General features: G+C 65.1%; 17 protein-coding genes and 1 riboswitch. Of the genes, 14 read left to right on the top strand and 3 right to left on the bottom strand.

The features are described 5' to 3' along the window. Positions 1-4: 4 nt before the first annotated feature. The 5 genes from ACN5KJ_RS19205 to bluB all read left to right on the top strand — a co-directional run bounded on the left by ACN5KJ_RS19205 (position 5) and on the right by bluB (position 5,677). Complete coding sequence (locus ACN5KJ_RS19205) at positions 5-1,453, top strand: aldehyde dehydrogenase (RefSeq protein ID WP_418595657.1); 1,449 nt, start codon at positions 5-7, stop codon at positions 1,451-1,453. Between the two features lie 25 nt (positions 1,454-1,478). After that, positions 1,479-2,525, top strand: coding sequence for a TRAP transporter substrate-binding protein (locus ACN5KJ_RS19200; RefSeq protein ID WP_418595655.1), 1,047 nt, complete (start codon positions 1,479-1,481; stop codon positions 2,523-2,525). Next, positions 2,525-3,031, top strand: a complete 507-nt coding sequence (locus ACN5KJ_RS19195; protein ID WP_347168301.1) for a TRAP transporter small permease — start codon at positions 2,525-2,527, stop codon at positions 3,029-3,031. Before ACN5KJ_RS19200 ends, ACN5KJ_RS19195 begins: the two co-directional genes overlap by 1 nt. Next, positions 3,028-4,386, top strand: a complete 1,359-nt coding sequence (locus tag ACN5KJ_RS19190; RefSeq protein WP_418595653.1) for a TRAP transporter large permease — start codon at positions 3,028-3,030, stop codon at positions 4,384-4,386. The genes ACN5KJ_RS19195 and ACN5KJ_RS19190 overlap by 4 nt, the downstream gene beginning before the upstream one ends. A gap of 376 nt (positions 4,387-4,762) precedes the next feature. Further along, a riboswitch (cobalamin riboswitch) is annotated at positions 4,763-4,944 on the top strand. Between the two features lie 40 nt (positions 4,945-4,984). Then, on the top strand, positions 4,985-5,677 hold the full coding sequence (gene bluB / locus ACN5KJ_RS19185; protein WP_418595651.1) for a 5,6-dimethylbenzimidazole synthase: 693 nt from the start codon (positions 4,985-4,987) through the stop codon (positions 5,675-5,677). A gap of 193 nt (positions 5,678-5,870) precedes the next feature. Here bluB and ACN5KJ_RS19180 read toward each other — a convergent pair whose 3' ends face one another. Beyond that, the gene (locus ACN5KJ_RS19180) at positions 5,871-7,199 is read right to left on the bottom strand and encodes a 2-oxo acid dehydrogenase subunit E2 (RefSeq protein ID WP_418595649.1); all 1,329 of its coding nucleotides are present in this window, start codon (positions 7,197-7,199) and stop codon (positions 5,871-5,873) included. Between the two features lie 10 nt (positions 7,200-7,209). Next, on the bottom strand, positions 7,210-9,870 hold the full coding sequence (gene mdeB / locus ACN5KJ_RS19175) for an alpha-ketoglutarate dehydrogenase (protein ID WP_418595647.1): 2,661 nt from the start codon (positions 9,868-9,870) through the stop codon (positions 7,210-7,212). 135 nt (positions 9,871-10,005) lie between these two features. On the opposite strand from mdeB, the gene ACN5KJ_RS19170 reads away from it, so the two are divergent. Continuing rightward, entirely contained in the window at positions 10,006-10,467 is a 462-nt protein-coding gene (locus ACN5KJ_RS19170) for an Lrp/AsnC family transcriptional regulator (protein ID WP_347168297.1), read from the top strand. Positions 10,468-10,503: 36 nt separating this feature from the next. On the opposite strand, the gene ACN5KJ_RS19165 is transcribed toward ACN5KJ_RS19170, so the two are convergent. Next, positions 10,504-11,703, bottom strand: coding sequence for an NAD(P)/FAD-dependent oxidoreductase (locus tag ACN5KJ_RS19165; RefSeq protein ID WP_418595646.1), 1,200 nt, complete (start codon positions 11,701-11,703; stop codon positions 10,504-10,506). Positions 11,704-11,955: 252 nt separating this feature from the next. On the opposite strand from ACN5KJ_RS19165, the gene ACN5KJ_RS19160 reads away from it, so the two are divergent. The 8 genes from ACN5KJ_RS19160 (at position 11,956) to ACN5KJ_RS19125 (ending at position 19,545) form a co-directional block, all read left to right on the top strand. After that, positions 11,956-12,756, top strand: a complete 801-nt coding sequence (locus ACN5KJ_RS19160) for a creatininase family protein (protein WP_347168295.1) — start codon at positions 11,956-11,958, stop codon at positions 12,754-12,756. 3 nt (positions 12,757-12,759) lie between these two features. Next, on the top strand, positions 12,760-13,566 hold the full coding sequence (locus ACN5KJ_RS19155) for an ABC transporter ATP-binding protein (RefSeq protein ID WP_418595644.1): 807 nt from the start codon (positions 12,760-12,762) through the stop codon (positions 13,564-13,566). Next, positions 13,547-14,410 (top strand): ABC transporter permease, encoded by an 864-nt coding sequence (locus ACN5KJ_RS19150; RefSeq protein ID WP_418595642.1) that lies wholly within the window; start codon positions 13,547-13,549, stop codon positions 14,408-14,410. The genes ACN5KJ_RS19155 and ACN5KJ_RS19150 overlap by 20 nt, the downstream gene beginning before the upstream one ends. Before the next feature lie 5 nt (positions 14,411-14,415). Further along, positions 14,416-15,606: an amidohydrolase family protein gene (locus tag ACN5KJ_RS19145; RefSeq protein ID WP_418595640.1), complete on the top strand. Its 1,191-nt coding sequence runs from the start codon at positions 14,416-14,418 to the stop codon at positions 15,604-15,606. After that, positions 15,603-16,967, top strand: coding sequence for an FAD-binding oxidoreductase (locus tag ACN5KJ_RS19140; protein ID WP_418595638.1), 1,365 nt, complete (start codon positions 15,603-15,605; stop codon positions 16,965-16,967). The genes ACN5KJ_RS19145 and ACN5KJ_RS19140 overlap by 4 nt, the downstream gene beginning before the upstream one ends. Before the next feature lie 23 nt (positions 16,968-16,990). Next, positions 16,991-18,001 carry an ABC transporter substrate-binding protein gene (locus tag ACN5KJ_RS19135; protein ID WP_418595636.1) on the top strand — a complete coding sequence of 337 codons (1,011 nt, stop codon included), beginning with the start codon at positions 16,991-16,993 and terminating at the stop codon, positions 17,999-18,001. Positions 18,002-18,430: 429 nt separating this feature from the next. Further along, positions 18,431-19,156: a TetR family transcriptional regulator C-terminal domain-containing protein gene (locus tag ACN5KJ_RS19130; RefSeq protein WP_418595634.1), complete on the top strand. Its 726-nt coding sequence runs from the start codon at positions 18,431-18,433 to the stop codon at positions 19,154-19,156. Further along, positions 19,153-19,545, top strand: a complete 393-nt coding sequence (locus tag ACN5KJ_RS19125; protein ID WP_347168285.1) for a RidA family protein — start codon at positions 19,153-19,155, stop codon at positions 19,543-19,545. Before ACN5KJ_RS19130 ends, ACN5KJ_RS19125 begins: the two co-directional genes overlap by 4 nt. Positions 19,546-19,614: the final 69 nt, after the last annotated feature.

Genomic DNA, 19,614 nt, shown 5'->3' with positions numbered 1-19,614 from the left:
TCCGATGGAAAAGCTCAATCTCTACATTGACGGCGCATATGTTCCCGCCGAGGGCGGGCGCAGCTTTACCCGCGCGAACCCGGTGACAGGCGAGGTGGTGACCGAGGCCGCAGCCGCTTCGCTGACGGATGCGGCCCGGGCGGTCGACGCCGCTGCCGCCGCCTTTGCCACGTGGTCGGTGACAAGCCCGGGCGAACGCCGGAAGAAACTGCTGGCCGCGGCGCAGAACCTGACCGCGCGCGCCGATGAGATCGTGCAGGCGATGAAGGACGAGATCGGCGCCACCGAGGCCTGGGCCCGGTTCAACTGCATGCTGGCCGCCGACATGCTGGTCGAGGCCGCGTCGCTGACGACCCAGATCAAGGGCGAGGTGATCCCCTCGAACCGCCCGGGCTCCACCGCCATGGCGGTCCGTCAGCCGGCGGGTGTCGTGCTGGCGATGGCGCCCTGGAACGCGCCTGTCATCCTCGGCGTGCGGTCCATCGCGACGCCGCTTGCCTGCGGCAATACCGTGGTCATGAAGACCTCGGAACTTTGCCCACGCGTGCACGCGCTGATCATCGAGGCGGTGGCCGAGGCCGGTCTGCCCGCTGGCGTTCTCAACGCCATTTCCAACGATCCCGACGACGCGGCGGATATCGTCGCGGCGCTGATCGAACATCCGGCGATCCGGCGGGTGAACTTCACCGGCTCCACCCGCGTGGGCCGGGTGATCGGAGAGCTGGCCGGGCGGAACCTGAAGCCCGCCCTCCTGGAGCTGGGCGGCAAGGCGCCGCTGATCGTGCTGGAGGACGCCGATATCGACGCCGCCGTGGCGGCCGCCGGTTTCGGCGCCTACATGAACGAGGGTCAGATCTGCATGTCGACCGAACGGATCATCACCGTCGGTGACGCGGGGGACCGCTTCGTCGAAGCCTTCCGCGCCAAGGTCGAAAGCCTCACGGCCGGCGATCCGCGCCAGGGCGACACGCCCCTGGGCTCTCTGGTGAACATGGCCGCCGCGGAGCGGATCGAGAACCTCGTCACCGACGCGCTGGACAAGGGCGCCACCCTGATCGCGGGCGGCGGGCGCGGCACCATGCTGAACGCGGCGGCGCTGGACCATGTCACCGGCGACATGCGCATCTATACCGAGGAAACCTTCGGCCCGGTGGTCGCCATCATCCGGGCAGGCTCGGTCGATGAGGCAGTGCGCATCGCCAATGAAAGCGAATTCGGCCTGTCCGCCGCCGTCTTCGGGCGCGACACGATGGCCGCGCTGGCGGTCGCCAAGCGCATCGAAAGCGGCATCTGCCACGTCAACGGCCCGACGGTCCACGACGAGGCGCAGATGCCGTTCGGCGGGGTCAAATCCTCGGGCTATGGCCGCTTCGGCGGCGTCTGGGGTGTGCAGGAATTCACCGAGCTGCGCTGGATCACCCTGCAGGACGGCGATCTGCACTATCCAATCTGATCGGCAACCAAGGAAGGATCGACCGATGATTAAGAAACTGGGACTGGCCGTTCTGGCCACGGCAGCGATGGGCCTGAGCACGGCACCGGCCTTTGCGCAGGAGCACGTCTTCAAGCTGCACCATTTCCTGGGCGCCAAGGCTCCGGCGCAGACGAAGATGCTCGAACCCTGGGCCCGCGCGGTCGAGGAGAACTCGGGCGGCAAGGTCAAGATCGAGATCTACCCCTCGATGACGCTGGGCGGGCGTCCGCCCGAACTGATCAACCAGGTTCGCGACGGCGTGGTCGACCTGGTCTGGACCGTCAACGGCTATACGCCGGGGCTTTTCCCACGCACCGAGGTGGTCGAGCTGCCGAACGTGTACAAGAACGACCCGGTGGCCACGAACCTCGCGCTGTTCGACATGTATGAGGAGCATCTGTCCGAGGAATACCGCGGTGTCGAACCGATGTTCCTGCACGTCCACGCGGGGCAGGCGATCCATACGGTCGACAAGGAGGTGCGCAACCCAGAGGACATGGCCGGCCTGAAGTTGCGCATTCCCACGCGCACCGGCGCCTGGGTGATCGAGGCGCTTGGCGCCTCGCCGGTGTCCATGCCGGTGCCGGACCTGCCGCAGTCGCTGTCCAAGAAGGTCGTCGACGGCGCCTTCATCCCGTGGGAGATCATTCCCGCGCTCAAGATCCAGGACCAGACGGACTACCAGATCGAGGGCCACGACAAGACCCGCTTCGGCACCACGACCTTCCAGGTGTCGATGAACCAGAACCGCTGGAACAGCCTGCCCGAGGACGTGCAGAAGGCATTCCGCGATGCGTCGAACCGCGAATGGGCGGCCGAGGTGGGCCGGATCTGGCGCGCCATCGACGAGCACGGGATCGGGGTGGCGACCGAGGCGGGCAACACCCATGTGACCCTGACCGAGGAAGAAACCGCCGCGTTCCAGCAGGCGCTCGAACCGGTGGTGCAGCGCTGGGTCGACGACATGTCGGGCAAGGGCGTCGACGGCGAAGCCCTGGTCCAGACCGCGCGTGACCTGATCGAACAGAACACCGAAGGCGCGGGGAACTGATGTTCAGATCCGAAACCGTGGGCCGCAGCGGATTTTCCGCTGCGGTCGCGCGTCTGGCCACGATCTGGGCGTTGCTGGGCGGCCTCGTGCTGCTGGCGGTCGTGGCAATCAATGTCTTCACGGTCCTGGGCGGCATCGTCGGCCGGCCTTTTTCCGGTGATTTCGAGCTGACCGAAATCGGGATCGCGATCGCCGTTTTCGCCTTCCTGCCCTATTGCCAGCTGACCGACGCCAACGTCACGGCCGACATCTTCACCGCCCGCGCACCGACCCGGGTGCTGGCCGCCTTGCGGGCGCTGGCCTCGCTTCTGGCCTTCGGCTTCGCGGCGCTGCTGGTCTGGCGGATGTCGCTGGGCATGATCGATCAGAAGACCTACGGCTATGTCACCGCCATCCTGCAGGTGCCGATCTGGTGGGGCTTCATGCCCATCCTGGTCTCGCTGGCGCTGCTGGTGGCGACCGCGCTGGTCACGCTGGTCGAAGCCGGCCGGGAGGTGCGCGCATGACCGATCCGATCACGCTGGGCATCCTGGCGCTGGTGATCCTGATCGTCCTGATCGCCATCCGCATTCCCATTGCCTATTCCATGATCCTCGTCGGCGGTGCCGGTATCGCGCTGCTGAACGGTCCCGCCCTGCTGTTGAGCCAGCTCAAGACGCTGGGCTACGGCCAGTTCTCGATCTACGACCTGTCGGTCGTGCCGATGTTCATCCTGATGGGAGAACTGGCGACCGGCGCGGGCCTGAGCCAGGCGCTGTTCCGGGGCGCGAACGCCTGGCTGGGCTGGATGCGCGGCGGCACCGCGATGGCCGCCATCGCCGGCTGCGCCGGGTTCGGGTCGGTCTGCGGATCGTCGCTGGCCACCGCCTCGACCATGGGGAAGGTCGCGCTGCCCGAACTGAAGCGCTACAACTATTCCGGCGCCCTGGCGACCGGATCGCTGGCGGCGGGCGGCGTGCTGGGCATCCTGATCCCGCCCTCGGTCGTGCTTATCGTCTACGCGGTCATCGTAGAGGCGAACATCGTCACCATGTTCGCGGCGGCCCTGCTGCCGGGCATTCTGGCGGTGATCCTCTTTATCCTGACCATCGCCCTTTACGTCACCATCCGCCCCGAGGCGGGCCCGCCGGGCGGCGCCTCGACCCGCTCCGAATTCCTGCGCGCCACGCTGGGCCTGCTGCCGGTGATGGTGATCTTCGGGCTGGTGCTGGGCGGTATCTACGCGGGCTTTTTCAATCCCACCCCGGCGGCTGCGGTCGGCGTGTTCCTCGTGTGGCTCTACGGCGCGGCCAAGGGACGACTGGGCCTCGGAGCGACCGTCGCGGCGCTCAAGGCGACCGCGCGCACATCCGGCATGATCTACCTGATCCTGCTGGGCGCGGAGCTGATGAAGATCTTCATGTCGCGCATCGGCCTGCCGCAGCAGGCAGCCACCTGGATCGCCGAAAGCGGCATGGCGCCGATGATGGTCTTGATCCTGCTCTTGCTCGCGCTGATCCTGCTGGGCTGTCTGATGGACAGCCTGTCGATGATCCTGCTGGTCATTCCCTTCTTCTGGCCGATGCTGCTGGAGATCAACGGCGGCCTCTACCAGGGGGCCGAGGGGTCGGGCTTTGGCATGAGCACTGAGGAGCTGAAGGTCTGGTTCGGGATCCTTGCCCTGATCGTGGTCGAGTTGGGGCTGATCACGCCGCCCGTGGGGATGAACGTCTTCATCATCTCGGCGCTGGCCAAGGACACGCCGATGATCGAGACCTTCAAGGGTGTGGCGCCTTTCTTCGCGGCCGAACTGCTGCGCGTGGGGCTGTTGCTGGCCTTTCCGGCGCTGACCCTCTGGCTGCCACGGCTTCTGGGAGGATAGCGATGGCCCGAAACCACGGTTGACCGCCGATGGTGCGATCTTTCCCCGGCAGAAGGCGCTTGGGGCGGATCGTGCCCTTGCCGCAGCCCGGCTGTCTGGCAGGGTCCCTGCTCGCGGCACCCGGCGCGCCCCGCAGCGCCCTGGCGGCCCTGCCTTGCGAGGATGGAAGAGGGCAGCGGCATGATCGAAAATCCCGTGGCCCGGGGGGGCGCAGCGCCCCCCGGGCCACGGGTCTTTATCGCGGTGGCGCATCTGCCAGGGCCAGCGCGATACCATTGGCCGGGCTCAGGCTGCGCCCGATGTCTGCAAGGCCGCCGCCGGGCGGGCCACAGGGCTTTCGAGGGCGAAATTCTGTTTGCGAGCCGCATGTGCCCGCGGGATAAGGGCGGCATCAGGTGCCCTCTTTGGGGGAGAATCGGGAAGCCGGTGCAAGTCCGGCGCGGGCCCGCCGCTGTAACGGGGATCGTCAGGCAGAGGCCACTGGGCGGCAAGGCCCGGGAAGGCGCCATGGCGAGAGGATCCGGAGCCAGAAGACCGGCCTGATGTCATTGCGTTTCGGGGTGGAGCCCGCGGCGCTTTGAACTGTGCGAGGTCCAAGATGCCCCCCGAATTATCCGCCGAACCCGTGGTTCCGCAGCCCGCCCGCCGCTTCGACGACCGGGAACGTCAGGCGCTCTACGATATCATCGACGCGCGCCGCGACGTGCGGAACGAGTTCCGCCCCGACCCCATCGACCCGGCAGCCCTCCGGCGCATTCTTGCAGCCGCGCATGCGGCGCCCTCGGTCGGCTTCATGCAGCCCTGGGATTTCCTTCTGATCCGTGACCCGGACCTTCGCGCCGATGTCCACGCGGCCTTCCTGCGCGCCAATGCCGAGGCGCAAGAGATGTTCGACGGCGACCGCAAGGCCCTGTACCGGTCGCTGAAGCTGGAAGGGATCCTGACCGCTCCGCTGAATATCTGCGTGACCTGCGACCGGACCCGGGGCGGAAAGGTGGTTCTGGGCCGAACCCACAATGCCGACATGGATCTCTATTCGACGGTCTGCGCCGTTCAGAACCTCTGGCTGGCCGCCCGCGCGGAAGGGGTGGGTATCGGCTGGGTCTCGATCTTTCGACCAGACGACCTTCGCGGCCTGCTTGGCATCCCGGACCACGTTGAAATCGTGGCCTATCTCTGCGCGGGATACGTCGACGCGCTTTATCCGAAGCCCGAACTTGAAGCCCGGGGCTGGCGCAAGAGGCTGGCGCTTGACAGCGTGATCCACGATGATCGCTGGCCCGCACCCTAGCCGCATCCCGGCGTCGACTGATGGCGCGGCGCAGGGCCGATTTGCGCCTGTTCCATTGAACCGCGCCCCTTGATGATCGTGCGGACCCGTGGCCCGGATTGGCGCCGCCTGCGCCGATCCGCCCCGGGCCTGCCGCTTGGCGGGGCAGGGGCGGCGCCAAGCCGGGCTGGCGCCGCACCCGCCCGGTCAGCGATCAGACGGACAGTCTGCGAAGGTCGCCCATGACCTCGGAGACGTGGCGCAGGAAACGCGCGGCCGCGACCCCGTCCACGACCCGGTGATCCCAGCTCAGGCTCAGTGGCTGGATCAAACGCGGCTGGAAGGCAGAGCCGTTCCAGACCGGCTGGGTTTCGGCGCGGGTCATCCCCAGGATGGCCACTTCCGGCGCGTTGATGATGGGCGTGAATCCCGTGCCACCGACCCCGCCCAGCGAGGAAATCGTGAATGTCGCCCCCTGCATGTCGTCGCGTTTCAGCCTGCCCTGCCGCGCGCTGGCAGCAAGAGAGGCCATTTCCGCGGCAATCTCGCGCAGGCCCTTTCGGTCGGCTTCCTTGATGACCGGCACGACAAGACCATCGGGGGTGTCCGCCGCGACGCCGATGTTCCAATAGTGCTTGAGCACGATGTCGTCGCCGTCGAGCGACGCGTTGAAGCGCGGATGGGCCTTCAATGCACAGACCGTGGCCTTGACCGCAAAGGCCAGCATGGTGATCCGCGCATCCTCTGGGCCGGCTTCGGTGTTGAGCCGTTTGCGGAAGTCCTCAAGATCGCTGACGTCGGCCTTGTCGAAGTTGCAGACATGCGGGATCAGCATCGCGTTGCGGGTCAGGCTTGGCCCGGAAATCCGCGCGATGCGGGACAGGGGCATGCGTTCGATCGGGCCGAACACGGCGAAATCCGGATTTGGCCAGTCGGGCAGATCCGGCAGGGCGGTCCCCTGTCCGGCCTTGGATGGCGGTGTGGTCAGGCGTGTCTTGACGAAGGCCTCGACATCGTCGCGGGTGATGCGGTTCTTCCGCCCCGTGGCGGGCACCTCGTCGATGGCCACACCCAGTGTTCGCGCCAGCTTGCGGACGGACGGCGAGGCATGTGAGGGCTTGCCGCCCTTGTCTGTGCCCGGCGCCGGGAGTGCCGACACCGGCATCGGCATCGGCATCGGGACCGGCGGGGGCAGGGGCGCCGGATGCGACACCGCGCCGGGTTCCACAGGGCCTCCGCCCGGCGCGGCGCGCGCTGTTTCCGCCGCTTGCGGCGCCACCGGGGGCGCGGGCTCTGGCGCGGCGGCAATCTCCATCAACAGAACAAGGCTGCCCTTGCTGACCCGGTCGCCCTCGGCGACCTTCAACTCGGCGATTGTGCCGATACGCGGGCTGGGTACGTCCAGCGTCGCCTTGTCGGACTCGAGAACGACAAGCGTGTCATCCACGCAGACCGTATCGCCAACGGCGACCGGGATCTCGATGATCGGGACATCGTAGAAATCGCCGATGTCCGGGACATGGATTTCGACCGTGGTGTTCATCTGGCCGCCCTCACATCCGCCAGGGCGCATCGGCGGCCGGGTCGATGCCCAGGTCACCGATGGCCTGCGCCAGCACCGATGCCCCGATCTCGCCCCTGCGCACCAATGCCTCGATTGCAGCCAGGGCGACGTGCTGGCGATCCACCTCGAAGAAACGGCGCAGCGCGGCGCGGTTGGCAGAGCGACCGAAGCCATCGGTGCCGAGAATGGTCATCCGGGTGTCGAGATAGGGGGCGATCTGGGCCGGAACCGCGCGGACATAGTCGCTGGCCGCGATGACCGGTGCGTCGCCGCCAATCATGTGTTCCACATGCGAAATCGCCCGATTGCCAAGCCGACCCTGCCGTTCGGCTTCGGCTGCATCGCGGGCCAGCTCGCTGAAGGAGGTGACCGAGTAGAGATCGCTGGCGATGCCGAAGCCCTGCAGGATCTCTGCGGCGGCAATGACCTCGCGCAGGATCGTGCCAGAGCCCAGCAGCCGCACCCGCGGCCCATCGCGGTCATGGCCCCCAAGCCGGTACATGCCCTTGATGATGTCGCCCTCGACCCCCTGCGGCATGCTGGGCTGGGCATAGTTCTCATTCATGACGGTGATGTAGAAGAACTCGTCGCGTTTCTCGTCCAGCATGCGCGTCATGCCGTGGTCCATGATCACCGCCAGTTCATAGGCATAGCAGGGGTCGTAGGCGCGGCAGTTGGGGATCGCGGCGGCGGCAAGGTGGCTGGAACCGTCCTGGTGCTGAAGCCCTTCACCCGACAGCGTGGTGCGCCCGGCGGTTGCCCCCAGCAGGAAGCCACGCGCGCGCTGATCGGCCGCCGCCCAGATCAGGTCGCCAACCCGCTGGAAGCCGAACATCGAATAGTAGATGTAGATCGGCAGCAATTCGGTGCCATGCGTGGAATAGGCCGTTGCCGCCGCGGTCCAGGAGCTGAGCGCGCCCGCCTCGGTGATGCCTTCCTCCAGAAGCTGGCCATCGGCTGTTTCCTTGTAGAACAGCATCGAATCCGCGTCTTCGGGCTCATATTTCTGGCCGTTGGGCGCATAGATGCCCACCTGCCGGAACAGGTTGTCCATGCCGAAGGTGCGCGCCTCGTCAGCGACGATCGGCACAAGGCGCGGGCCGAAGGCCTTGTCGCGCAACAGCCCGCTCATCATGCGGACCGCTGCCATCGTGGTCGACATTTCCTTGCCGTCGGCCTGGGTCGCGAATTTCGCGAAGCCGGCCAGGGCGGGGCGGGGCGGGGCAGGGGAATCCGCGTGACCGGGCCGGCGCGGCAGATACCCGCCAAGCGTCCTGCGGCGATCCTTGAGATAGGTTACTTCGGGGCTGTTGTCGCCGGGGTGGAAGAATTCCAGCGCCTCCACCGACTTGTCCGTCAGGGGCAGGTCGAAACGGTCGCGGAAGGCCTTGAGCGCCTCGATGTCCAGCTTCTTGGCCTGATGGGCGATCATTCGCGATTCACCGGCGCCGCCCATGCCGTAGCCCTTCTTGGTCTTGGTCAGGATGACGGTCGGGCGCCCCTTGTGCGCCTTGGCAGAGGCAAAGGCGGCGTGCAGTTTCTTGAGATCGTGGCCGCCGCGCTTCAGGCGGTGAATCTCGTCATCCGACATATGCGCCACCAGCGCCGCCGTTGCCGGATCCGCATCGAAGAACCTGGCCCGATTGTAGTCGCCATCGCGCGAGCCGAGAGTCTGATACTCGCCGTCCACGGTTTCGGCAAAGCGGCGCAGCAGGACGCTTTCGCTGTCACGGGCAAAGAGGTTGTCCCACTCCGAGCCCCAGAGCACCTTGATCACATTCCATCCCGCACCGACGAAAAGCGACTCAAGTTCCTGGATGATCTGGCCGTTGCCACGCACCGGCCCGTCAAGCCGCTGCAGGTTGCAGTTGACCACGAAGGTAAGGTTGTCCAGCTCTTCGCGGGCCGCGAGGGTCAGCGCGCCGATGGATTCCGGCTCGTCCATCTCGCCATCGCCAAACACACCCCAGACATGGCGTCCCTGCGTATCGGCAAGGCCCCGGGCCTGAAGATAGCGCATGAACCGCGCCTGATAGATCGCCGACATCGGCCCGATGCCCATCGACCCCGTCGGCATCTGCCAGAATTCATCCATCAGCCAGGGATGCGGGTAGGAACACAGGCCCTTGCCGGGCACTTCCTGCCGGTAGTTGGCGATGTCGCTTTCCGACAACCGGCCCTCCAGGAAGGCGCGGGCGTAGATGCCCGGGGCCGAATGCGGCTGGAAATAGACAAGATCGCCGCCGAAATCCTCGGTCTTTGCCCGGAAGAAATGGTTGAAGCCGACCTCGAAGATCTCGGCCGCCGAGGCATAAGAGGCGATGTGTCCGCCCAGTTCGCCATAGGCCTTGTTGGCGCGGACCACCATCGCCAGAGCATTCCAGCGCATCGTCGCGATGATCCGCTCCTCAAGCTGCAGATCCCCGGGATAGGCCGGTTGCTGCGACAGCGGGATCGTATTGCGGTAGGCCGAATAGGGCAGCCCGGACGTGGTGACGCCCAGACGGCGGGCATGGTCCTGAACCCGGTTCAGCACGAATTGCGCGCGTTCCGGGCCATCGGCCAGCGCCATGGATTCCAGCGAGTCCAGCCAGTCCTTCGTTTCTGCCGGATCGGGATCCTGGCGGGGTATTGCGTCATGTCTGGACATGGGGTCCTCCGTGTTTGACGCAGGATAGCCAGGTGCCCTTGGAGTCTTGCGCCAAAGTTGCTAAGAACTGCGCCAGAATTGGCATGAATCCCCAAGATTGCCCGATTTCAAAGCGAAACCAGCCAAGGAGCGGCGATGTTCGAGCCGGACGAGATCGACCTCAGGATTCTGCGCGAACTGCAACAGGATGCCCGGATTTCGCACCAGGTCCTGAGCGAACGGGTCGGGCTGTCGCCGTCGCCCTGTTCCCGGCGCATCCGCATTCTGGAAAGCAAGGGGATCATCACCGGCTACAGCGCCCATATCGATGCGCGCAAGCTGGGTTTCTCCATGAACATCTTCGTCTCGGTCAAGCTTGCGCATCAGGTCGACAGCGGGCTTGTGAATTTCGAGCGCGCGGTCAAACAGTGCCCTGAAGTGGTCGATTGCTGGCTGATGACCGGGAACCGCGACTACCTCTTGCGGGTTTCGGTGCGGGATCTCGACGAGTTCGAACAGTTCCTGACAGCGCGTTTGACCAAGATCGACGGCGTCTCGTCGATCGAGAGCTCGATTCCGATCCGCCAGGTCAAGGGCGGCATGTCGCGCTTGACCTGACAGGGGCATATCCGGCGGGACCGGACCGTCCGTTGTCTAAAGCAGGGCCTTGAGATCGGTATCGGGATCGGAAACCTGCGCCTGTTTCGGCGACCGCCCCGCTTCGATCAGGCGCTTGCCGATCATGTATCCACGCGGGTCGTTCATCGCGTCGACGGCCAGCAGCCTTTCTCCCTGGAAGTACCAGTTCGACTGGCCGCCGCGCGCGGCCTGACGGACGACAACCCGATCGTAGCCCGTGTTCAGCCCGGCGATCTGCAGTTTGACATCGAATTGATCGGACCAGAACCAGGGATTTGGCACGTAGTCGGCTTGTTGCCCCACGATGTTGGCGGCAACCGCTTCGGCCTGGTCGATGGCGTTCTGCACGCTTTCCAGCCGGATCATGCTGTCCCGGTAGGGGAGGCGCGTACAATCCCCCGCGGCCCAGATGTCGCGGTCTGCGGTCCGCCCGCATTTGTCCACGACAATGCCGCCATCGCAGGGCAACCCTGCGTCCCGGGCCAGTGCATCGTTGGGCTCGATGCCAATTCCGACAATGACGAAATCGACCTCCTGCGCCGTGCCGTCCGAGAAGTGGGCTGTGATCGCCGTGTCGCGTTCAAGTCTGTCCAGCCCGACTCCTTCCCGGATAACGACGCCGCGGGACCGGTGCAATGTCCGGAAGAAGTCCGAGGTTTCGGGCGCCGCCACCCGTTGCAGGATGCGCGGTGCCATTTCGACCAAGGTCACCGACAGGTCCGAATTCGCGGCGACGGCGGCCGCCTCGAGCCCGATGTACCCGCCGCCAATCACCAGCACCCGGCGCCCGGCCTGAAACTCCGGCGCCATGCGATCCACATCCTGCAGGTTGCGCAGGTAGTAGACACCGGGCAGGTCGCCGCCGATCGCCGACGGAAGCCGCCGCGGACGCGCGCCGGTGGTCAAGGCAAGCTGATCATAGGCCAGACCCTCGGTATCGAGCAGGAGGCGCTTGGCCTGCCTGTCGATTTTCCGCGCAGTCTGCCCGCGGATCAGCGTGATACCCTGATCGGTGTAGAAGCCCTCGGGTCTCAGGTAGAGCTGTTCCCGCGCCATTTCGTTCCGCAGGTATTTCTTGGACAGGGGCGGACGTTGATAGGGCAGGTCCGGTTCTTCGCAGACCAGGGTGATCTCGCTGTCAGGGTGCAGGCTTCGGGCCTTGGCCGCCAGCGCGAAACCCGCCTGACCGCCTCCGGCGATAACCAACTTCTGCATGTCTTCCTCCCGGGTGGTTTCCAGATTTATGGCGTTGCGCTTTGCGCGGCATCGCGTCGCATCCCGGAACAGGAGATCCGCAGTGATTCGCAGGTTTCGAGACCCATCTTTCTGAAAAGATGCTTGTCTTACAGCGCGTTATAAGTTTTACCAAATAGTTTGACCATTTGCTATGTTTTTTTCTACGCTCACGGAAAGGGAGGACAAAATGATCAAGAACAAACTGGCGCCGGTCAGAAAGAGACCTGCGCGATGAAGCGGTACTGGGCGGATTATTCCAGGCGTGCTTTCGCGGAGCTGGACCACGAACGCATCATCGCGGTTCAGCCAATCGGGGCGATCGAGCAGCACGGGCCGCATCTGCCCATGTCCGTGGATGCTTGCACCGTCGACAACCTTGCACGCAGACTGGCCCGGGCATTGCCAGAGGACAGCCCGGTGCTGATCCTTCCGACGCAGGCCGTCTGCAAGAGCGATGAACACATCGACTTTCCCGGCACGCTGACCCTGACAGGCGAGACCTTCGGGCGCGTCCTGACCGAGATCGGCGCCAGCGTGGCGCGCGCGGGTGTGCGCAAGATGGTCTTTCTCAACGGTCACGGCGGCAATATCCCCGCCATGGACCAGGCCGCACGCGCATTGCGCGTCTCGCAGGGAATGATGACCTTTTCCTGCACCTGGGTCGGTTTCGGGATGCCAGAGGGGATCTTTTCCGCCGCAGAGCGCGCCCACGGGATCCACGCGGGCGACATGGAAACATCGGTCATGTTGGCGCTGGACCCGGACAACGTGGACATGGAGCTTGCCCGCGATTTCCGCTCCAGAGGTCAGGATCTGGCCGAAAAGACGGCCCATATCGGTCTCGGGCGCGCGGTCAGACCGGGTTGGAAAACACAGGATCTGAACACGGCAGGGGCCTGCGGCGAGGCCCATCTCGCCACGGCGGAAAAGGGTGAGGCCACGCTTGACCACGCGGTGGCCGGTCTGGTCGCAGCAATGGCCGAGATCGACAGCATGCCGTTGTCCTGGCTGGACCGCAAACCGGAGACGTGAACGATGAATGACCTATCCAACCCACCGGAAACGCCGTACCTGATCGATATCCGCGACGTGGACAAGACCTTTGGCAACGGCACCGTTGCCGTGCGGGACATGTCTCTGGGTATCAAGCAGGGCGAATTCGTCAGCTTTCTGGGCCCGTCGGGCTGCGGCAAGAGCACGGCGCTCAAGATGATCGCGGGGCTGCTGTCCGTGTCAGGCGGAAATATCACCGTCAACGGGCATCCGGCCGGCCAAAGCAGCGACGCCAACGACATCGGCTTCGTCTTTCAGGAAGCGACCCTGATGCCCTGGGCGAATGTCTACGACAATGTCTACCTGCCCCTGAAGCTGCACGGGCTCAGCAGGGCCGAAGCGCGCGAGCGGGTCGAAGAAGCGCTGTCCATGGTCGGCCTGGCCAATTTCGCCAAATCCTATCCGCGGGAACTGTCGGGCGGGATGCGGATGCGCGTGTCGATTGCGCGGGCCATGGTGACACGGCCGAAGCTGCTGTTGATGGACGAACCCTTTGCCGCGCTCGACGAGATGACCCGCGCGAAGCTGAACGACGAAGTTCTGGCGCTGTGGGAAAAGCACGGGCTGACGGTGATTTTCGTGACGCATTCGGTCTTCGAATCCGTCTACCTGTCCAGCCGCGTTGTCGTGATGGCGGCCCGTCCCGGGCGTGTGGTCCACGATATCCCATTGTCCGGCGAGTACCCGAGAAACGCAGAGTACCGCATGACCTCCGTATACACAGAGACCTGCAAGCGGGTCAGCAACGCCTTGGAAGGGACCATGACCAATGTCGATCTCAACCATTGATCCCGAGGCCGGCACCAAGCCGGCCCGCCCCGCCGTCGATCCGCGGATCCTGCGGGAAAGGCGTGAAGCTCGCCTGCGGATCCTTCTGCCGATCCTCGCGCTGACACTGGCCATCGGCCTGTGGGAATTCCTGGTCTGGTACAACGAAGTGCCGCACTACCTGATCCCCGCGCCGAGCTTGATCGCCGAGACCCTGATCACCGACTGGGGCTCTTTGATGCAAAGCGCGGCCTTCACGGTAAAGCTCACGCTTCTGTCGCTGGCCCTGGCCATCATTGGGGGGGTCAGCCTGGGCATGCTCTTTGCCCTGTCCCGCCCGGTCGAGATGAGCCTGTTTCCCTTCGCGGTCATTCTGCAGGTGACACCCGTTGTCGCGATCGCGCCGCTGATCCTGATCTATGTCAGCAACACTTTTGCCGCCCTGCTGATCTGCGCCTGGATCGTCGCCTTTTTCCCGATCCTCTCGAACACCGCCATCGGTCTGCGCAGTGCCGACCACAACCTGCGTGACCTGTTCCGTCTGTACCAGGCCACCCCCTGGCAGCGGTTGCGGCACCTGCTGATCCCCTCGGCGCTGCCCTATTTCATGGCGGCGCTGAAGATCGCCGGTGGCCTGTCCCTGATCGGCGCCGTGGTGGCGGAATTCGTCGCGGGCACCGCCGGTCAGAACACCGGGCTCGCCTCGCGCATCCTCGAATCCAGTTTCCGCAACGAGATTCCGCGGATGTTCGCGGCGCTCTTCCTGGTGTCGCTTCTGGGCGTCATCATCTTCCTGATCACTTCCTGGCTGTCCCGCGCCGTGCTTGGCCACTGGCACGAGAGCGAGATCAAGCGCGAAGGTTGATGGCAATGAATGCTCCTGAAATCCGGGGCGGAACCCTGACCGGCCTTTCGCTGGCCGGCAGGGACGGGACCTGGGACCTGACCCACCAGGATGGCCGCATCGTCGCGCTGCGGCCATCCCCGACAACCGGCGGCGGTTTCGTAATGCCGCGACTGGCGGATGTTCACGTCCACCTTGACAAGACCTTTACCGCCGATCGCATGCCGCAGCGGGCCCTGTCCCTGTTCGCCGCCATCGAGATGATGGCCGCGGATGCGGCCACCTGGACGGTGGATGACCTGAAAAGACGCGCCGAAGCCGGGCTGGCACGGGCCCATGCCCATGGCACGGCACTCATGCGCAGCCATGTGGACTGGCACGGCAAGGAGCCGCCCCTGGCCTGGCGCGTCCTGTCGGGCCTGGCAGGGCAATGGCAGGGGCGGGTCGACCTGCAGCTGGCGTCTCTCACGCCGCTGGACGATCTGGTCGAGAACGGCGCATCCGTGGCACCGACCGTGCGGGACGGGGGCGGCGTTCTGGGCGCCTTTGTCTATCGCAACGAGGATCTTGCCCAGAAGATCGGCGCGGTTTTCGACCTGGCCGAGAAATACGGGCTGGACCTCGATTTCCACGTCGATGAAGGGGTGGAGCCAGAGGCCCGCGGCATTGATGCCATCATCGCGGAAACCGCGCGGCGCAGCATGGCGGGGCATGTCCTGTGCGGTCACGGCTGCGCGCTGTCCGTGCGCGACCCCGAGGAGGTGCGCCGCGTCCTGGACAGGGGGGCCGAGGCCGGCATCGGCCTGACCGTTCTGCCCGGGGCCAACAGCTATCTTCAGGATGGCGGCCCTGGCCGGACGCCGCGCCTGCGCGGGCTGGCGCCCCTGCACGAGGCCAGGACAGCCGGTATCCCGGTGATGATCGGTTCGGACAACGTGCGCGACGGCTTCTACCCCTATGGCGACTATGACCTCTGGGATGTCTACCGGCTTGCGGTCCTGAACGGGCACCTGCCGCATCACGACTGGCTGGACGCGATCAGCGCGGCCCCCGCCCGCTGGATGGGGCGGGATCTGGGCCTGCGCGAAGGCGCGCCGGCCTCCTTCATACGGTTCGATGCAAGCGGACCGGGAGACGCGTTGAGCCGGACGCGTGCCGGGCGCGAGGTTTGGCAAAACGGCAGGCGGCTTCCGGAATTTCAAGGAGATGAAACATGAACACGACCTGGGATCAGGCGGCCTTCGCCGCGGATCTGAACGGCATTCGCGCCTATGACGACGAGAAGTACCTTGCGGCGCGGTCGCATGACTACTTCTGGTACAGCCCCATCCTGAACGAAGAGCTCAAGGATCTGCGGGGCGAATTCCTGGTGATGCCGCAGACCCTGGATGAGGTGAAGCATGTGGCCTCTCTTGTGGCGCGCCACCGGGTGCCGCTGACCCTGCGGGGGGGCGGAACCGGGAACTACGGCCAGTGCGTGCCGCTGCAAGGTGGCGTGATCATGGACCTGACACGCCTCGACAAGGTGATCGAAATCAAGCCGGGCCATGTCACCGTGCAGGCAGGGGCCCGCATCTCGCGGCTGGACGATGCGGTGCGTGAAACCGGGCAAGAGCTGCTGATGTACCCCTCGACCCGGCAAATGGCGACGATCGGCGGCTTTCTTGCCGGTGGATCCGGCGGCATCGGATCCTTGCGGCACGGCATGTTGCGCGACCCCGGCAACGTCACTTACGTCAAGGTCGTTACGGTCGAACCCGAACCCCAGGTCATCGAACTGCACGGCGACGAGATCCAGAAAGTGCAACACGCCTATGGCACCAACGGCATCGTCGTCGAAATCGGGCTGGCCCTGACGCAGGCGACTGACTGGGTCCATACCGCCGCCCTCTTTGACGGGTACGACAAGGCCCTTGAATTTGCCACGAAGGCTCAGAGCGACGGGTTCGATTGCTACCTGCTGACCGCCGTCGAGCGTCGGTTTGCGCCCTACTACAAGAAATTCGGGGATCTCTTTCCCGATGACCGCGACGCTATCTTTGCCATGGTTGCGCCCGGGGAAATGGAGCGGTTCCAGACCGAGGCAGAGCGCATGGGCGGGCGCATTTCCTTTGCCATGACCAAGCCCGAGATCGGCAAGGCCGGGCTGCAACCGGCCTATGAATGCGGCTGGAACCACACCACCCTGCAGGCGCTCAAGGTCGACAAGGGCTGGACCTACCTGCAGGTCGCCTATCCGCGCCCCTTCGATCCGAAGCTGGTGATGCGACAGATGGCGCGCTACGGCGACGAGCTGTTCTGGCACCACGAGCTGGCGCGCATGGACGGCGAGATCCAGATCTTTGCCCTGCCTCTGGTCCGTTATCGCGGCAAGGAAGAGACCTATGAGCTGATCCGGGAACTAGAGGAGGTCGACGGCTGCACGATCTTCGACCCGCATGTCGTGACCATCGAGGACGGCGGCATGAAAGAGATCGACGACACGCAGATCGCCTTCAAGAAACTGGCCGATCCCTACGGCCTGATGAACCCGGGCAAGACACGCGGCTGGAGCGCCGACATGGCGCGCGCCGACTGACAGGACCAACAAGGAGGAAGACCATGAAAACGGTAAAAACGGCTCTTGGGGCCCTATGCGGTCTCCTGGCGGCCGGGGCCGCCTGGGCGGACGACAAGGTGGTGTTCGGCACCAACTGGCTGGCACAAGGTGGGCACGGTGGCTTCTACCAGGCCCTGGCCGACGGCACCTATGAGAAATACGGGCTCGACGTCGAGATCCGCCCGGGCGGCCCGCAGGTCAACAACCGCCCGATGCTGTCCGCCGGTCGGCTGGACTTCCTGATGGCGGGCAACCTGCTGCTGTCGTTCGACAACGTGCGCAACGGCATTCCGACAACCGTTGTCGCGGCCTTCTTCCAGAACGACCCGCAGGCACTGATGACCCATGCCGGGCAATACAAGGATTTCGCCGCGCTTGCCTCTGCGCCGACGGTTCTGGTTTCCAAGGACGGCCAGTTCAGTTTCTGGCAGTGGCTGGTTGACGAGCATGGTTTCCGGGACGAGCAACTGCGCCCCTATGGCTTCAACCTCGCTCAGTTCCTGAATGACGAGACCATGGTGCAGCAGGCCTACGGGACGGCCGAGCCGATCTATGCCGCCGATCAGGGCGCCGATGTCGACACCTTCCTTCTGGCAGAGCACGGCTGGAGCACCTATGCGGCAACCATCGAGACCCGCCAGCAGCTGATCGAGGAGAACCCCGACCTCGTGCAGCGTTTCCTCGATGCCTCGATCGAGGGCTGGTACAATTTCCTCTACGGCGATCGCAGCGCCGCCTATGACGCCATCATCGCGGCCAACCCGGAAATGACCGTCGAAAAGCTGGACAAGGAACTGGCCCAGTTCGACCAGCTGGGCATTATCGATGTCGACCAGGCCCTGAGCCTCGGGATCGGTGCGCTGGACGATGAACGGATCCGGGCCTTTCATGATCTCGCCGTCGAGGCGAAGATCATCGAGGCCGGTGTCGTCGACCTGTCCAAGGTGGCCGATACGCGCTTCGTCAACAAGGGTCACGGGCTCGACATCAAGTCCGCCCTGACCGGAAACTGACCGGCCCCGAGGAGCGCGGCCCATGCGGACACCAGTTGCCTTTACCCGCCCGCGCGCGGAAAGCTCTGGCGCCGCGCTTCTCGGCACGGCCTGCGACGCGCGGGGCGGCGATGGGTGCGACCCTCGTGTGGGTGACCCGTACCGCAGAGGGATCGAACCGGCGCTTGCGCCGAACCACCCGGCAAGGACCCCCGGGCCGCCGGCGCGCCCCGGGGGCTGCCCGGAGCGGCCTGTCGCATATCGCCGCCAAAGCGAAAGCGGCCACGCGGGCGTTTGCGTAAGATCCGTCGGTTCACGGTCGGCGCCCCCCGGGTTCCGCCTGGCCTTGGCCGCGCATCATGCGCGTTCCGAACAGATCGGCGAGGCTGCCTGGGATCCGAATGTTGCTCGATTGCAGGGACGAGGTAACCTGCTTTCAATATGGAGAATATGCGCCACAGCTCCAAATCTGACCGGAAGGCTTGTCCGGGTCAGGTCGAACGAAAACCCGCGCGCATCCGAGGCGCGCAAACCGAGGCAAAGCAAATGAACCCCGCACGAAAAAAACGCAGGCTGATACGCGATGCCATTCGCGACGCGGCCCTTCGGGAATTTGCGCGCAACGGTCTGGCCGGCACGTCCACCCAGGCAATCGCCGATGCCGCAGGCATATCCAAGGCGCAACTGCATTACTATATTTCCAGCAAGGAAGACCTTTACCAGGAGGCCCTGGGATACATTCTTTCCGAATGGCGCGAGATCTTCTTTCTTTCCTCCAGCCGCGACGATCCTGAAACGGCGATCCGCACCTATATCGAACGCAAGATCAGGCATGGGCTGGAACACCCCGACAGTCTGCGGCTCTTTGCCAAGGAAATGGCGCGCGGTGCCCCGGAAATGGGCGAGCACTGGCCCGGCCTGCAGGCCGCCGTCGACGAGGCATCGGCGGTTATTCAGGTCTGGATAGACGACGGAAAGATCGCCGCTGTCGACCCCTTGCTGTTCCAGATCAATATGTGGGCGGTGACGCAGCATTACGCCGAATACGAGGCGCAGACACGCACGCTGATGAAGGCTGGGCCGAATGGCCCGCTCGACGCCGACCGCATTGTCGATGAAGCCATCCAATTGTTCCTGACCCGCTGTGGTCTTGCCCAACCCGGAGAAAAAGAATGAAAGCACTTATCCCAGCAAGCCTGCCGCGGCCTTTCGGAGCCTATTCGCACGGGGCCGCCGAGGCGGGTTTGATCGTGACCTCCGGGCAATTGGCGCTGGCCAAGGACGGCAGCATTCCGACGGATGTGCGCGCACAGGCAGAGCTTTGTTTCGACTATATCGATGCGATCCTCGCCGAAGCCGGCGGCGACGTATCCAATGTTCTGCGGTTCTCGGCATTTGTGACACGGCGCGAGGATATGGCGGCCTACATGGAGGCACGCGATGCCCGGGTCGCGCATCTGACCGCCAAGCCGGCCTCGACACTGGTGATCGTCAGCGGCTTCACCCGGCCCGAGTTCCTGGTCGAGGTCGAAGCTCTGGCGTATCTTCCGGGCAAGTCGGGCTGAAGAGGCCCGGACAGGCAAGAGCCGACCTTCGCCGGTCCCGGTGGCCCGCGCCGGGTTGCTTCTGCCATC

The organism is Ponticoccus sp. (in: a-proteobacteria) (assembly GCF_048381735.1).
The sequence above is the reverse complement of the archived record's forward strand: the minus strand, read 5'-3'. Positions and strand labels throughout refer to the sequence as shown.